16 protein-coding genes are annotated in these 14987 nt (G+C 41.5%); 9 read left to right on the plus strand and 7 right to left on the minus strand.

The features are described 5' to 3' along the window. Window positions 1-118: 118 nt before the first annotated feature. Window positions 119-1183: a 3-deoxy-7-phosphoheptulonate synthase gene (locus GW828_RS01395; RefSeq protein ID WP_124015850.1), complete on the plus strand. Its 1065-nt coding sequence runs from the start codon at window positions 119-121 to the stop codon at window positions 1181-1183. A 101-nt stretch (window positions 1184-1284) separates the two neighbouring features. Here GW828_RS01395 and GW828_RS01400 read toward each other — a convergent pair whose 3' ends face one another. Beyond that, the gene (locus GW828_RS01400) at window positions 1285-2508 is read right to left on the minus strand and encodes an HD-GYP domain-containing protein (RefSeq protein ID WP_273057085.1); all 1224 of its coding nucleotides are present in this window, start codon (window positions 2506-2508) and stop codon (window positions 1285-1287) included. A 361-nt stretch (window positions 2509-2869) separates the two neighbouring features. Here GW828_RS01400 and GW828_RS01405 point away from each other — a divergent pair, with 361 nt between their 5' ends. The 6 genes from GW828_RS01405 (at window position 2870) to GW828_RS01430 (ending at window position 7192) form a co-directional block, all read left to right on the plus strand. Then, a complete protein-coding gene (locus tag GW828_RS01405) occupies window positions 2870-3586 on the plus strand; it encodes an SIMPL domain-containing protein (protein ID WP_273057083.1) in 717 nt (238 codons plus the stop codon). Window positions 3587-3590: 4 nt separating this feature from the next. Beyond that, complete coding sequence (locus tag GW828_RS01410; protein ID WP_273057080.1) at window positions 3591-4130, plus strand: SixA phosphatase family protein; 540 nt, start codon at window positions 3591-3593, stop codon at window positions 4128-4130. 233 nt (window positions 4131-4363) lie between these two features. Then, on the plus strand, window positions 4364-4801 hold the full coding sequence (locus GW828_RS01415) for an acyl-CoA thioesterase (protein ID WP_124015846.1): 438 nt from the start codon (window positions 4364-4366) through the stop codon (window positions 4799-4801). 183 nt (window positions 4802-4984) lie between these two features. Next, window positions 4985-5647 carry a response regulator transcription factor gene (locus tag GW828_RS01420; RefSeq protein WP_182697130.1) on the plus strand — a complete coding sequence of 221 codons (663 nt, stop codon included), beginning with the start codon at window positions 4985-4987 and terminating at the stop codon, window positions 5645-5647. Further along, window positions 5647-6261: a DUF938 domain-containing protein gene (locus GW828_RS01425; protein ID WP_182722756.1), complete on the plus strand. Its 615-nt coding sequence runs from the start codon at window positions 5647-5649 to the stop codon at window positions 6259-6261. Before GW828_RS01420 ends, GW828_RS01425 begins: the two co-directional genes overlap by 1 nt. Window positions 6262-6346: 85 nt before the next feature. Then, on the plus strand, window positions 6347-7192 hold the full coding sequence (locus GW828_RS01430; protein WP_273057076.1) for a D-hexose-6-phosphate mutarotase: 846 nt from the start codon (window positions 6347-6349) through the stop codon (window positions 7190-7192). A gap of 213 nt (window positions 7193-7405) precedes the next feature. Here the strand turns inward: GW828_RS01430 and GW828_RS01435 are convergent, their stop codons facing one another. The 3 genes from GW828_RS01435 to GW828_RS01445 form a co-directional block, all read right to left on the minus strand. After that, entirely contained in the window at window positions 7406-7579 is a 174-nt protein-coding gene (locus tag GW828_RS01435) for a hypothetical protein (RefSeq protein ID WP_165870071.1), read from the minus strand. 195 nt (window positions 7580-7774) lie between these two features. Further along, window positions 7775-9493, minus strand: coding sequence for a bifunctional UDP-sugar hydrolase/5'-nucleotidase UshA (gene ushA, locus GW828_RS01440; RefSeq protein WP_124015842.1), 1719 nt, complete (start codon window positions 9491-9493; stop codon window positions 7775-7777). A 313-nt stretch (window positions 9494-9806) separates the two neighbouring features. After that, a complete protein-coding gene (locus tag GW828_RS01445; RefSeq protein ID WP_124015841.1) occupies window positions 9807-10475 on the minus strand; it encodes an alpha/beta hydrolase in 669 nt (222 codons plus the stop codon). Window positions 10476-10686: 211 nt separating this feature from the next. On the opposite strand from GW828_RS01445, the gene GW828_RS01450 reads away from it, so the two are divergent. Next, the gene (locus tag GW828_RS01450) at window positions 10687-11718 is read left to right on the plus strand and encodes a glutathione S-transferase family protein (RefSeq protein WP_273057071.1); all 1032 of its coding nucleotides are present in this window, start codon (window positions 10687-10689) and stop codon (window positions 11716-11718) included. 267 nt (window positions 11719-11985) lie between these two features. On the opposite strand, the gene GW828_RS01455 is transcribed toward GW828_RS01450, so the two are convergent. The 3 genes from GW828_RS01455 to GW828_RS01465 form a co-directional block, all read right to left on the minus strand. Beyond that, window positions 11986-12213, minus strand: a complete 228-nt coding sequence (locus tag GW828_RS01455; protein ID WP_124015839.1) for a DUF3389 domain-containing protein — start codon at window positions 12211-12213, stop codon at window positions 11986-11988. 96 nt (window positions 12214-12309) lie between these two features. Further along, a complete protein-coding gene (locus GW828_RS01460) occupies window positions 12310-12792 on the minus strand; it encodes an FKBP-type peptidyl-prolyl cis-trans isomerase (protein WP_124015838.1) in 483 nt (160 codons plus the stop codon). An 83-nt stretch (window positions 12793-12875) separates the two neighbouring features. After that, complete coding sequence (locus tag GW828_RS01465) at window positions 12876-14123, minus strand: lytic murein transglycosylase (protein WP_182722752.1); 1248 nt, start codon at window positions 14121-14123, stop codon at window positions 12876-12878. A gap of 498 nt (window positions 14124-14621) precedes the next feature. Here GW828_RS01465 and GW828_RS01470 point away from each other — a divergent pair, with 498 nt between their 5' ends. Further along, window positions 14622-14981 carry a DUF2750 domain-containing protein gene (locus GW828_RS01470; protein WP_182697124.1) on the plus strand — a complete coding sequence of 120 codons (360 nt, stop codon included), beginning with the start codon at window positions 14622-14624 and terminating at the stop codon, window positions 14979-14981. Window positions 14982-14987: the final 6 nt, after the last annotated feature.

A 14987-nucleotide genomic window follows, 5' to 3' on the forward strand; every position in this document is an offset into this window, starting at 1 on the left:
AGCAATCTGTTTATTCAGCCAGAGAATCCGAGGCTAAGCCTCGCATCTTGAACTTCTTTGGGTATATAATCCCGAGTAATATGATGCTGATGCATCTCACGATTTCTCGGTAATATGCATGACAATTAAAACAGATGAACTACGAACTACCCTTTTAAGCAAAGTCATTTCACCCGCTCAACTGGCATCAGAATACCCTTTGACTCAAGATGCTGCAGACTATCTTGTTGCACAGCGCCGAGAAGTTGAAGCCATTATTGCCGGTGAAGACCAACGCTTATTAGTCATTATTGGCCCTTGTTCAATTCACGATACCAAAGCGGCACTTGAATATGCCGAGCGCTTATCGGCACTTCACCACGAACTAAAAGATGACTTATGCATTCTGATGCGGGTCTATTTTGAAAAGCCTCGCACTATTGTTGGCTGGAAGGGATTAATTTCGGATCCTGATTTAGACGGCAGCTTTAGCCCCAACAAAGGCTTGCGCTTGGCGCGTGAGCTATTGCAGCAGATCACCGAATTAAAACTGCCTATCGCCACTGAATTTTTAGACATGGTAAACGGTCAATATATTGCTGACTTAATCACTTGGGGCGCTATTGGCGCACGTACCACCGAAAGCCAAATTCACCGTGAAATGGCGTCTGCGTTGTCCTGTCCTGTGGGCTTTAAAAATGGTACCGACGGTAACATTAATATCGCTGTTGACGCCGTTCGCGCAGCCCAAGCTCCACATATTTTTTATTCTCCGGATAAAGATGGCGCCATGGCGGTATATCGTACTCACGGCAATCCATTTGGGCATATTATTTTACGTGGTGGGAAAACACCAAACTATTGTGCAGAGGACATTGAAGTGGCTCGCGCCCAACTTGAACAAGTGGGTGTAACTCAGCGTATGGTGGTTGACTTTAGCCACGGCAACAGTGAAAAACAGCATAAAAATCAGTTAAATGTTGCCGATAGCATCATAGCGCAACTGCGCAGTGGTAGCACAGCTATCGCTGGTATTATGGCAGAAAGCTTTATGATTGAAGGTAATCAAAAAGTCGTTAAAGGCGAACCTTTAGTTTATGGTCAAAGTATTACCGATGCCTGTTTACATTGGGCTGATTCAGAAAAACTGTTACGTGATTTAGCTCAAGCATCAAGAGAGCGTAAAGCCTTACTCGCACAATAAGTCCTTACTGACTTATTCGCTAGTTGAGCAGCTTGATGAACGTTTACCAATGCCAGTCATTTATGACTGGCATTGCCATTTATAGTCTTAAATCCATCCTATTACTCTTGTTCTAGTAAAGAAGCTTTAGACAATACGGCAAACTGTTCACTGATCATCATCAGGCTGTCGACTAACTCAGGGTCAAAATGCTTACCTTTACCTTCTAAAATAAGCGTCATCGCTTCTTCATGGCTAAACGGCCTCTTGTAACAGCGTGGTGATGTTAATGCGTCATATACATCAACCAGAGCCACTATTCTCGCAGACAAGGGAATGGCATCACCGATTAACCCCTTAGGATAGCCGCTGCCATCCCACTTTTCATGGTGAGCTCCGGCAATGTCGCGCCCCATCCGAATAAATGAACATTCTGGGGCATAGGCTAATAGACTATTCAGTACTTTTTCACCGATCACTGGATGCGCCTTAATTTGCTCGAACTCTTCTGCCGTTAAGCGTCCAGGTTTTAATAAGATATGATCGGCAATACCCACTTTACCTATATCATGCAAAATGGCTGAAAGGCTTATTTCTTGAATAAAAGCTTCGGTTAATTCTTGTGGAACATGCTCATCAGTTAATCGTTGTTTTGCCAGCATATTGGCATACTGCTGCATTCTGATTAAATGCGCCCCCGTTTCATTATCACGGTACTCAGCTAACTTAGCTAATCCCATCACAGTGGCTTTACGTGAGGCCAAAGTAGATGCTAACGAATGCGTTAATTTACCCAACAAATAAGATATAGACTGAGTCACAATGGCATTAGTCACTAAAAAGTTAATCGCTACCACATACCAGATCAAGATTGAAAAGCCACTCACATCAGGCCAATGAACTAGTTGGTATTGATAGGCGATACCGATTAGTAATAGCGATATCGCGTTGACAACTTGAGCCCATAGCGCCATTTTTTCGCCGAGCAAAATGCTGCACAGTGGAGGGAAAGCAAATAGCCAAAAAAAGCCCGCGCCAGAGGGGCCGATAGCAATGACAAAACCAATACCGATACCAAATGCAAGGTAACATCCTACGATAAATTTTTGCCTATCAGTAATGCGAGGATAAAACAAAATGAATAACAATATTCCATAAGCCAGAGTATCAAATATTGCCATGCCCCATAAGTTTTTAACGACGCACAAATAGACACTGGTGATGTAAACCGGAATACACAATAAAGCTAATATGCTAAATAATCGTTGAAAAATCACTCGACGCCATGCTGGTAATGAATCATCAAACCCATGAAGAATAAGCTGTGCGGTTAACCGAGAAGACATATTAATTCCTTTAATGCGAGGTTGTGCTCACAGCATTGAGTTTTTTTAATATAGTAAATTGAATAGCTTAAAACGTTATCCAAGTGATAAAGGCAATATAGCAATTGTGTTATTTGCGCTTGTAAGTATTGTTGCAACACTGACAATACGCAAAAAATAGGATTAAAAATAATCCATAAAACCAATATTGAGTCCATATTCGATTATGATCGCCCTTCATTGGAATGACGATGATTGTTGATAGTGCCTTATTTGACCATAATGATGCCCTTATATGATAATGAAGTACTTCTATTCATTCTCTGCAACAAAGAGTCACCTTCGTCGAGCCACACTGATACCTATTAATAAGGATGTTGTTATGCAAAGTTCGTCTCGTAGTGCTGCTGTTTTTGGAATATTCATTGCGCTGGGCTTTGGTGCTTTGGGTCTGTTACTCAAACAAGCCATTGTTGAATACAAATTACTTGAGCGCAGTGTCACAGTTAAAGGCTTAGCAGAAAATGAATATCCTGCTGACATTGTCATCTGGCCTATCCAATTTACTGCGGCCAATAATAATCTCGATGAACTGTATAAACAGCTGGAAGCACAAAACAACCAAGTGGTCAGTTTTTTAACTGAGCAACATATCGACCCAAAAGAAATTACCCTCACAGCGCCGACAATTACCGATAAATTGGCGCAACAATATGGTGGTAATCAACCAATAGAATTGCGCTATACCGCGACACAAACCATTACGGTTTATTCTAATGACATCGATAAAGTGCGTGGTGTCATGCCGCAATTAACTGAGCTGGGGAAAACAGGCATTGTATTTTCGCAGAATAACTATGATGCCCAAGTCGAGTATATTTTCAGCCGATTAAATGACGTTAAGCCAAAAATGATTGAAGAATCGACCACTAATGCCCGCTCAGTGGCCGAAAAATTTGCTAAAGATTCTCAAAGCCGATTAGGAAAAATTAAAAAGGCCACTCAAGGGCAATTCAGTATCAATAACAGAGATAAGAATACGCCCTACATTAAGCAAGTGCGTGTGGTATCAACCATCGAATATTACTTAGCGGATTAACCACTTGAAACAGATAATCACCAGCATACTGATTGGTTTGATGAGCTTGATGAGCATATCGATAATGGCACAGTCGCCAGAATCGACATCAGTTGATGTTAACCATAAAGGGGCCACAAGTAATCACGTTATCTTTATCGTTAGGCATGCAGAAAAAAATGCTGGTAAAAATCCCAGTTTATCTGCCCAAGGACAATTACGAGCCTTACGTTTAGCAACAGTGTTATCGGCGACCCCTTTACAAAAAGTCTACACCACTGATTATAATCGTACCCGTGAAACAGCCAAGCAAGTCGCTCAAGATCAACACCTGGAGCTGAGTGTTTATGATCCTCAACATATGGCAAACTTTGCCCAGCAGTTATTAGCCGAACAGGGTAATATTTTAGTGGTAGGCCACAGTAATACTTCGACAGATTTAGTTGAAAAACTCGGGGCAAAGCAACAAATACCGATTGATGACGCCAGTGAATTTGATCGTTTATATATTGTGACCCTAAATGCCAACAAACAAATAGTATCAACGGTATTGCTTCGTTATTAATTAGCCTGTGCAGAATAGACATCAACTCAATCGACAACTGCATTTAAGCACATTAGGTTAATCAAATAATTCAGTTGTTACTATTAAACAACATATTGTCCATAAGGTTGCACAATCGTGAGGCCTTATCGACAAATAAGCACCACAACATCGACACGAATACGCTCAATACAGTACAATGCGCGGCTTTTTCGCTTAATTCTTTATTGAACCGCATAACATTAGGTCGTTGTATGTCCCTTGCTCAAAACCCAGCACAAACTCAAAACCATTTCCCTGATGACATTGCAGCACGTATTGCTCAATCAGAAGCCCGCGTTATTAAGGCAATTTTCCCATCTAATACTAATCACCATAACACCTTATTTGGTGGTGATGCATTAGCCTGGATGGATGAAACAGCATTTATTGCCGCTACACGTTTTTGTCGTAAATCATTAGTAACCGTGAGTTCTGATCGGATTGATTTCAAAAAAGCGATACCCGCTGGCAGCTTGGCTGAGCTGATTGCAAATGTGATCCATGTTGGTAACACATCGCTAAAAGTTGAAGTGAATATTTATGTTGAAGATATGTACCGCGATCATAGGGAACATGCAATACGTGGCGTGTTTACTTTTGTTGCGGTAGATGAAAATCGCAACCCGACCCAAGTGTGGCCACATAATTAATAACGCCCCAGTAAATGCAGTCAGATAGATGGCTGCATCATCATTTCGCTCACTAGACTAAAGTCTATAGTTTGATTGTTTTTATTCAAATCAATGATAATCTTGCACAAAGCAATAGAATACTCGATTACTTTTCTGTTACATTGAGTTTATCTTCACGTGCAACATAGAATAAAAAACGCCATGAAGCTCGAAAATTTAAATATCATTATTGCAGATGACCATCCATTATTCCGTAATGCCTTAAGGCTAGCGCTGAGTAATGCCTTTGAACACACGCAATGGTTTGAGGCTGATAGTGCCGAGGCATTACAACATGTCCTTGATGAGAAAGACCAACCGTTTGACTTAATCTTACTTGACCTACAGATGCCGGGCTCTCACGGTTATTCAACGTTAATCCACCTTAGAACCCATCATCCAGACATTCCTGTGGTGGTGATTTCTGCCCACGAAGACATCAATACCATAAGCCGAGCAATACATTATGGTAGTAGCGGATTCATTCCGAAGTCAGCGTCTATGGAAGTGTTGGAAGAAGCATTAAACGCGGTGTTATATGGTGATATTTGGTTACCCAAAGGTACCCAAATTGTACCGGTTTCTGATGATCCAACTGACAAAATGGCCTCACGTCTATCTGATTTAACCCCACAGCAATATCGCGTACTGCAGATGTTTGCCGAAGGGTTACTCAACAAACAAATTGCTTATGATTTTGGGGTATCAGAAGCCACCATCAAGGCTCATGCAACGGCAATATTTCGCAAATTGGGTGTTCGCAATCGCACTCAAGCGGTGATAGCATTACAACAATTAGAAATGGATAGAATTGATATCTCGTAATGCCTCAATCATTAACGTTACAACAGCTACCTTTTTCGCAAGCTTGTGAAAATAACCAGCAGCCTATATTAACGCTATTAACAAAGTGGCTTCCTAGTTGCGTTCATTTGCTTGAAATAGGCAGTGGTACTGGCCAGCATAGCGTGTATTTTGCTAACCATCTTCCGCATATCCGCTGGCAACCAAGCGATCAACGGCATTATCTGCCTAATTTGCAAGCTCGTCTCAATTTGCAAGCATCACCAAACTTACAGCCCGCTATTGAATTAGATGTCACCCAGCCTTGGCCGCAACTGACATCAAATGTCGATGCGATATTCAGTGCTAATACGCTGCATATTATGAGTAAGACGATGGTTGAAGCATTTTTTATTGGCGTGGGTAATCTATTGGTAAACGCTGGCTCATTAGTTATTTATGGTCCGTTCAATTACCAAGGCCAATTTACCAGTGACAGTAATCGACAGTTCAATATGTCTTTACAACACAATAATCCCCAAAGCGGCATCCGCGATATCGAATGGATCTGTCAATTAGCACAGCAGCAAGGGCTAACGCTTCGAGAAGACATTGCTATGCCAGCCAATAATCGTTTACTGCATTTTATTAAGTAAGCCCAAATCATTTAACCAATAAGCTAATTGCTTCTGTTCATTTATAAGCTATCGGCTTGGATTCACACATATAAGGACACAGATTATGGGTTCAGTTACCACCAAGAGACATGCCAATGGTCTCGATTATGTTGCTGTCGATACCGCGTTTTGCCAAGCGCGTATTTTTTTGCAAGGGGCGCAAATAGATCAATTTACACCCAGTGGAAAATCACCACTTTTATGGGTATCAAGTGCCGACGATTACCAACCAGGCAATGGCATCAGAGGTGGAATTCCAGTTTGTTGGCCTTGGTTTGGGATGAGCGATATCCAAGGCTTTCCGCAGCATGGTTTTGCGCGCAATAAGATTTGGTCATTAGAATCCATCAACATGGGCGATCAATCTGTTGCGTTGCTGTTTGCCCTGCCCGCCAGCGAAATAGATAAGCAGTATTGGCCGCATAATACCCAAGTGAAGGTGCTATTTAACTTAGGTGAAACATTATCGGTAAGCATCATCAATATTAACAATGCAGATTACGACATCGAGCTCACACAAGCATTGCATAGCTATTTCCCCATAGAAGATATTCACCAACTTAAGGCCAGTGGATTTAGCGGTTCACAATACATTGAATTTGATCAAGGACCTTTTGAACAAGTCGACGATGTGGTTAAATTTGATCGAGAAACCGATAGAGTTTATACCAAACTAGCGCCCATTCAGGAATTACATACTCCAAATGGAACGATTGTGGTGAGCCGGGAAAACAGCCAATCCGCAGTGTTATGGAACCCTTGGATAGACAAATCAACCCGCCTATCTCGGTTTAATCATGATGATTACTTAACCATGGTCTGTTTAGAAGCAGCCAACGTGCGAGACGACAGCATAGAGTTAGCGCCAGGACAAACCCACACGTTAACCACTCATATCGGTTGGAAATAAATAGGCTGGAAATAATATCACTTAATTGTGGCTAATCATGTCAGCCATAGACTGATGAAACACGCAGTTATCAAGCTAATTTGACTTCAGCATAATCAACAGGCAGCCTCGGCTGCCAGTTGATTATCGCATGTTGCTTAGTAGCATTAAGGATATCGCTCACATAGAGCTAATCGCTTATCGTAAAATGACTAATCAGCTTAGCGGTTAGAATTAACTAATGGTTCGATTGGTAGATTTTCGAAACAAACCAAACCAAAAAGCGGTTTCAAGTAATCCTCCAGCCACAAAAAATGTCACCGCCCCGGTTTGGCTGCCGGCTAAATAACATGTCAACGCCAGCGCAATTAATGCGATTAAGACCACGACTCTGTAGATACCTGTCATATTAATTTCTCTCAACCCAATCAATGAACTGTTCATCAGTCACTATATTCTCCAATCACATTAGCCCTTTAATCCACTGTAAGTCAACTAAATAGCAGCCAATAAAAAAGGCAGCTTCAGCTGCCTTTTTTGCAATCGTACCTTTGGTCGAGATAAGAAATGGTTATACCATCTGTTTACCCAAATTGAGGCTAATTAGTTTGCTGTTACTTCACAACCTAGTGGGCTGTTTGAGTTTTCATAAACAATGTCACCCATTGGAGCATAATCTGCAGCCGCAATGGTGCCTTTATCTTTGAAGAAAGTGTATAACACTTCTGCATCAACATAACCTGTTTGAATTGGTGCAAGCTCAGGATAGCCATCACCACCAGCAGCATTGAAACTTGGTACAGTAAAGCTGTATGAGTCAGTGGCACTGTAATCTTTACCATTGATTTCACTGATAGCAACTGTTTGAGCAGTACAATCTACTGTCATTTTCACACCGGTGATTTGTGCATATGCGCCAGAACCACGTTGGAAAGATGCTACAGTGTTTAAGTACTCAGTGACTTCTGCACCTGTCATAGTGCTTAACGTTACCATGTTGCCAAAAGGCTGCACGGTTAACACGTCACGGTAAGAGATATCACCTTCAGCAATTGAAGCACGCACACCACCAGAGTTCATTACACCGATATCGGCACCGACTTTAGTGCGTTGCGCTTCTGCAACCAAACGGCCTAAATTAGTTTGCATATTACGTACATTTGCACGTTCGCCGTCTAATAAACCATCGGTGGTAGCAATCACTTCACTAAGTTGGCCTTGACCACGTTCTTGATAATAAGAAAGTAGTTGTTTTAAGTCTGCATCTGCGGCGATTTCATCAGCAACCAATACTTTCGTTTTATTGCCATCTGCATCAGTCACTGATGTTTTCAAATTAACCGGGATTAACTTGTAACTAGCAAGGTGAAGCTCGCCATTGAAATATTCAAAATCAGCACGACCGACATACTTACCCCACTCGTGAGCTTGCATAATGTAAGTGCCATTTTGCATATCAGGCGTACAGTCATCGCCAGGAGCAAAGTCAGCGTAATCGTTCGTACCTGGTTCCATACATACTGGGTTTTGTGAATGACCACCAATAATGGCATTCAAATCACCTTCTGCTAGAGCACGAGCCATGGCGACGTCGCCAGGGGCGTTACTACCATTCATAGCATCAGCATAGTGACCCATATGAGTGGTTGCAAAAATAAGATCCGCAGTATCTGCAGCTTTAATTTCTGCAATCACTTTTGCTGCTTCAGTGGTTGGATCGGTAAAGGTTAAATCTTTGATAAATTCTGGGTTACCAATCTTCGCAGTGTCTTCAGTGGTTAAACCGATCACAGCAATGCGCAAACCATTTATATTAAATACTTTGTAAGCATCAAAGTAGCGAGTGCCATCAGCTTTATAAATGTTAGCCGCTAACATTGGGAAGTTAGCAATTGAGCGTTGTGAATCTAATACCGCAAGTGGATTATCAAACTCATGGTTACCGACTGCCATTGCGTCATAAGCAATTTCATTCATACCAATAAAATCTGGCACTGCGTCTTGTAAATCTGACTCAGGGACGCCAGTGTTGATATCTCCGCCCGAAAGTAAAATCGTTTCACCGCCGTTTGAGCTAACTTCAGCACGGATCTGATCGATCAGCGTTTTACGTGCTGCCATACCGTATTCGCCGTCACCGTTTTCCCAAAAACGACCGTGGTTGTCATTGGTATGTAATACTGTAAATATTTTACAATCTGCACCAGCTTCGGCACACGTCGTCGGTGCAACGACAGCGGTATTGTCGTCGTCACTGCCACAACCGGTCAACGCTGCTAGTACAGCCGTTGCGACCAATCCTTTAATTAACATATTTGTCATGATTTACCCCGATGTTATAATTTATATTTTTAAATCCGTGAATTATCCTATTCACGGCCAGAATGATAACAAAGATTGACGGTTTTTGATGTCACTTTTATGACAGAATGTGATTTTTAATACATTATTTAACAATAACTTACACCTCAATAGTTCCCAGTAAAAAACAATCACCATGTTAACGGGTATGTTAAAGTAAAGTAAAAAAAATGGCTTAAGCATTTTTGCTGCTAAGCCATTTAAATAGATTGATTTTTTTATATAAAGACAATAACGATTATTGTCTTTATATGAGAACAGTGATGAGCTTGCGTTATTTCAACACTTGCTGCAACCATTGACCAATATCAGCAAGTTGATTAGGCAATACACTGTGAGCCATCGGATAAGTTTTCCAGGTACTCTGATAACCTGCCGCAATCAGTGCGTCATAAGCCATTTTACCAGCAAACATCGGGACAACATCATCTTGCTCACCATGATGTTGTAAAATAGCAGTATGAGCATTAGCATCAGCAAGTTGCTCTGGCAATGTTTCGCCACCGGGTAAATAACATGATAACGCCATAATACCGGCCAGTTTTTGTTCAAAACGCAGCCCGGTGAACAAACTCATGACCCCACCTTGACTAAAACCAGCTAAAACGATTTTATCAGCAGGTATACCACTATTAATCTGCTCGACAATTAACTGACGGATGGCTTGCTCAGACGCCATAACACCTTGTATATCGGCGCGATCGTGTAAATCCATGCTTTTAATATCGTACCATGAGCGCATAACAAAACCGCCATTGATGGTCACTGCTTGTTCTGGTGCATGAGGAAAAATAAAACGAATACTGTGCTGACCAGCTAAGCCTAATACGGGGACGACGGGCGCAAAGCCAGCACCTGAATCACCCAATCCATGAAGCCAAATAACGCATGCTGTCGCAGGTGTTTGCGGCTCGATTACAATTTTTTCTAGCTTAAAAGACATATATATCAATCCTATCAATGCAATAAAATATTGCAGGCTATATTACGTCAATTGATTTTTAACATCGATCTATTCACACCCCATCACCACAAATAATCAACCTTAACGGCAATGTAATTAATTTAATCGAACAAAACTAGCGATTAATTACACTTTTATTCGATTTTATTTGTTGTAACCTAAGACTAAAGCCACTAAGGAGATAAGAGATATGGGATTACTGCAAAATGGCCAGTGGGTCGATCAATGGTATGCAACCGAAGAAAATGGCGGTAAGTTTGTTCGAGAAGATGCGCAATTACGTCATTGGGTAACTGCGGATGGCCAAGCTGGCCCCTCTGGCGACGCAGGCTTTGTTGCAGAAGCAGGCCGCTATCATTTGTACGTGTCTCTAGCCTGCCCTTGGGCGCACCGCACCCTTATCTTTAGAGAATTAAAGCAATTACAATCACTTATTGATGTTACTGTTGTTGAAGCACATATGCGGGAAAACGGCTGGGAGTTTGCCAATGCTGTTGATGGCAAAATTGGTCAACACATAGCAGGGGCTCAAGCCGATCCTTTACATCAAAAAGACTTTTTATACCAAATCTATCAATTAGCGAAACCACACTACAATGGTCGAGTCACAGTACCAGTATTGTGGGACAAAAAAACCAACACTATCGTCAGTAATGAATCATCTGAAATCATTAGAATGTTCAATACCGCCTTTAATGATATTACCGGCAATACACTCGATTATTATCCTCAAGCCTTACAACCGCAGATAAACCAACTCAATGAGTTCATTTACGAAAAAATCAATAATGGGGTTTATCGCTGTGGTTTTGCTACCTCACAAGCCGCTTATGAAGAAGCCTATGATGCCTTATTCTCGGCGCTGGACACCATCGAGACCCGCTTGAGCACAAAACGGTATTTATTGGGCGATAGCATTACTGAAGCGGATTGGCGTCTGTTTACTACCCTGATCCGTTTTGACAATGTGTATGTCGGCCATTTTAAAACCAACCGCAATACAATCGAAAGCATGGCCTATATTTCAGATTATTTACGTGATTTATATCAACAACCTGGGATTGCTGCCACAGTCGATATGGATCATATCAAGCAGCATTATTACTTTAGCCATCAACAAATTAATCCGACTCAAATCGTCCCTGCTGGGCCTGATATTGACTTTTTACGCCCACATAACCGTGAGCAACTAATGACGTCAACATCTCACCCACAAGGTTAATCTGTCATAGGTTTTTGAACACGCTTTGGGAGTTTAATGGACTCGCGGCAATACGCAGTCAGAAGTGCAGCGAAAACGGCAGCAATAATATAAGCCACAAACTGAGTGTTCGCTTTGGTTGGAGGTTAAATAGATAGTAATCGTATTGACATGTCATGTATCGCTCAGAGCATGTCAATACTTTCAGTTTGTCATTCAAGTGAATCAAGGCTCATAGCCGAGCAGCCTATTCCCATTCATCTTGCCACTAAGCCGATACAAATTAAGTTATTGCGCTTGAATGCCAGTGTGTTGCAATAGCGCGTCTAATTGCGCTGGATTATCCAGTTTAATACTCCACCTCACCGTTCCTGCATCGGCAACAATCACTAAGCCTTGATGAAAACAGCTAATGTCATCCATGGATGCGGTAAGCACTAATTGGCTATCATGAAACCGGCACTGAATTTCATGCACAGTGACAATAATTTTACCTAATGAGAAATCAATAATCATATCTACTCTCTTAAAACAAAAAATCCCAAGTCTTCACTTGGGATCTATACAGGGTTAAACCATAAGTAAATATCAATTTACCCAAGCGGTCCCCTACTAGTGGTGATGACCACCAGCGCCATGGGCATGACCATGGGCAATTTCTTCATCAGATGCATCGCGGGCACCGACAATTTCAATGTCGAAAGTTAATTCACGGCCAGCAAGTGGATGATTAACATCAACCGTCGCCATAAACTTACCGACTTTAATAATGGTCACTTGACGCTGGCCTTGCTCAGTATTCACCACGGCAGCCATGCCCGGTTTCCATACTTTAGCACCTACAAGGTGTTTAACCGACACGCGCTGCTCAGAATCTGGTTGACGTTCGCCATAAGTATCTGCAGCTGGCGGAGTAATAGTGAATTTCTCGCCAATTTCTTTGCCATTAATCGCATCTTCAATACCAGGCATCATGTTGTCATGACCATGCAAATAGGCAATCGCCTCACGACCTTCGTTTGATTCAAGTACTTCGCCTTTTTCATCACGTAGCGTGTAATTAAACTGCACGACCATATTGTCTTTAATGCTCATTATCGTTCCTTAATTCAAAAATTTGCCGAAGCTTAGCAAAAGCGTACTAATGCATCCACAAAAAATGCTCATAAAAATACTGATTATAGTTTGATACCCAAGGCGGTAAACGTCTCTACATCAGGAAATCCATCAGCAATAAGCCCTTTTTCATGTTGAAAAGCTTGTAACCCTAATACTGAATTACGCCCTAAAATACCGTCAGGCTTACCCACATCGAAACCAGCATCATTGAGCTTTTGCTGAATTTGTTTGACCGTTTCTCGGCTTAGCCTTGGCTGTTTAGGTACTGCACGGGTTAATACCGCACCACCATTAATACGATCGGCTAAATGCCCCACTGAAATGGCATAAAATTCAGAACGATTCCAACGCATTATCACATTAAAGTTGTCATATCCTAAAAAAGCAGGCCCTGTGTGCCCTGCTGGCAAATATAACGCTGCTTGCATATCTGGTGTAGACAAAGGCTGACCATTAACTTGCTTAACATTAAGCTCACGCCACTTAACCAGTGGTAGAGGATGTTTACCGCCTAAGTAAGCAAAAGAATAATCGCTAGGAATCAACACTTCACGCCCCCATCGTTCATCTGCTTTCCAACCTAGATGCTGTAAAAAGTTTGCCGCAGATGTCAGTGCATCATCAGTACTGTTCCATAAATCAGCAACACCATCGCCATCGCCATCTACCGCATACTTTCGATAATTGGTTGGCATAAATTGAGTATGCCCCATAGCTCCGGCCCATGAACCAACCATTTTACTGTCGGCAAAATTATACTGCTGCTTTAAGGTCAACGCTTGCAGTAACTCACCAGTAAAATAATCACTACGCCTTGGATCGCACGCTAATGTTGCTAATGAATCAAGCACAGGCATGCTGCCTTTATAACTCCCAAAATTAGTTTCTAGCCCCCAGAAAGCAACAATGTATTGCCCTGGTACGCCATACTCTTTTGTGAGCTTAGCTAATAATGATTTATGCTCAGCCAACATTTTTTTACCTTGCTCAACTCGCCACGCAGTGACACGTTTATCAAAGTAATCACCAAAGGTGGTGGTAAATTCAGGTTGCTGATTATCTAATTCAATCACTCTAGGGACATACTTTAAATTTGCCACTGTTGTGTCGATAATCTGTTGTGAAATCCCTGCGGCTTTAGCTTTTTGCTGTAACGTAACGACACAAGTTGCAAAATCAGCTTGCTCTTGAGCAGGAGCAACATCCGCAACAGGATCGGGTGATGCCGATACCGCACAAGCACTTAATAAGGTACTAGATAAAAACATTGAAGCAATAAACACAGATAAACGTCTTTTATGGGCCATGAACAACACTTAATTTACGCAAAATGAATATTGAATATCGTGACGCATCAGCCTTAAGGAAACAAGAGCTGTTAACATTAAACCCTGTTTATTTATGCTAAACCGAAGTGAAAAATGAAAAATCTGCTAACAAGTGCGCAATCATGGTGAACCGACTCAAAACCACAGCAGCATTTAAAATAGCCCCATGGTTTATCCATTATGAATACCTCATAAAACCAAGCAATCATCGCATTTAAACGTTAGTTTAATAGGAGCCATGCCATAAAGACTTGCAGCAACAACAACGAGCCACTAGCTATTATCACCGAAACACTTTTGATGTGTCTATTATCTATGCTGCTCTCATTTACCGCAGAGTCACAAGATAATGAGTCAATTTAGCCTTTAAACACTGCTTAAGTCTCCACCTAAATATAATTGTCATTAATTAAGCCTTTTCCTTATTCAATGAGTCCGTATAATGACATTAATTCTAACTCATTTGAGCGATTAATCATGACAGAACAAACTGCAGCATTATCAAGCTTTATCGAAAGCGTAAAACAACATCAAGTCTTATGGGGCTTACAAGATGAAACTGGTGAGGGTTGGGTAGTATGTGACTCATCAGAATTTGAAGAAACAGATGTTATGCCACTTTGGTCAAGCGAAGCTGCAGCAAAAAGTCACTGCACTGATGAATGGGCTGACTATAATCCGGTTACTATTACGCTAACGGAGTTCTTAGAATACTGGGTGAGTGATTTAAATGACGATGGCGTTCTAATCGGTGTTAATTGGGAAGCAGAACAAGAGTGCTTAGAAATTGATCCTATCGTACTCGCTAAAGAATTAGTCGATTTTGAAAAAGAATAATCGTCA

Source organism: Shewanella vesiculosa (assembly GCF_009994065.1).
Classification (GTDB): domain Bacteria; phylum Pseudomonadota; class Gammaproteobacteria; order Enterobacterales; family Shewanellaceae; genus Shewanella; species Shewanella vesiculosa.

What these genes read in the sequence shown, in the direction of transcription:
- GW828_RS01395 (WP_124015850.1), top strand. Translation starts at nt 119, where the DNA reads ATGACAATTAAAACAGATGAACTACGAACTACCCTTTTAAGCAAAGTC.
- GW828_RS01400 (WP_273057085.1), bottom strand. Translation starts at nt 2,508, where the DNA reads ATGTCTTCTCGGTTAACCGCACAGCTTATTCTTCATGGGTTTGATGAT.
- GW828_RS01405 (WP_273057083.1), top strand. Translation starts at nt 2,870, where the DNA reads ATGCAAAGTTCGTCTCGTAGTGCTGCTGTTTTTGGAATATTCATTGCG.
- GW828_RS01415 (WP_124015846.1), top strand. Translation starts at nt 4,364, where the DNA reads ATGTCCCTTGCTCAAAACCCAGCACAAACTCAAAACCATTTCCCTGAT.
- GW828_RS01420 (WP_182697130.1), top strand. Translation starts at nt 4,985, where the DNA reads ATGAAGCTCGAAAATTTAAATATCATTATTGCAGATGACCATCCATTA.
- GW828_RS01425 (WP_182722756.1), top strand. Translation starts at nt 5,647, where the DNA reads ATGCCTCAATCATTAACGTTACAACAGCTACCTTTTTCGCAAGCTTGT.
- GW828_RS01430 (WP_273057076.1), top strand. Translation starts at nt 6,347, where the DNA reads ATGGGTTCAGTTACCACCAAGAGACATGCCAATGGTCTCGATTATGTT.
- GW828_RS01435 (WP_165870071.1), bottom strand. Translation starts at nt 7,579, where the DNA reads ATGACAGGTATCTACAGAGTCGTGGTCTTAATCGCATTAATTGCGCTG.
- ushA (WP_124015842.1), bottom strand. Translation starts at nt 9,493, where the DNA reads ATGACAAATATGTTAATTAAAGGATTGGTCGCAACGGCTGTACTAGCA.
- GW828_RS01445 (WP_124015841.1), bottom strand. Translation starts at nt 10,475, where the DNA reads ATGTCTTTTAAGCTAGAAAAAATTGTAATCGAGCCGCAAACACCTGCG.
- GW828_RS01450 (WP_273057071.1), top strand. Translation starts at nt 10,687, where the DNA reads ATGGGATTACTGCAAAATGGCCAGTGGGTCGATCAATGGTATGCAACC.
- GW828_RS01455 (WP_124015839.1), bottom strand. Translation starts at nt 12,213, where the DNA reads ATGATTATTGATTTCTCATTAGGTAAAATTATTGTCACTGTGCATGAA.
- GW828_RS01460 (WP_124015838.1), bottom strand. Translation starts at nt 12,792, where the DNA reads ATGAGCATTAAAGACAATATGGTCGTGCAGTTTAATTACACGCTACGT.
- GW828_RS01465 (WP_182722752.1), bottom strand. Translation starts at nt 14,123, where the DNA reads ATGGCCCATAAAAGACGTTTATCTGTGTTTATTGCTTCAATGTTTTTA.
- GW828_RS01470 (WP_182697124.1), top strand. Translation starts at nt 14,622, where the DNA reads ATGACAGAACAAACTGCAGCATTATCAAGCTTTATCGAAAGCGTAAAA.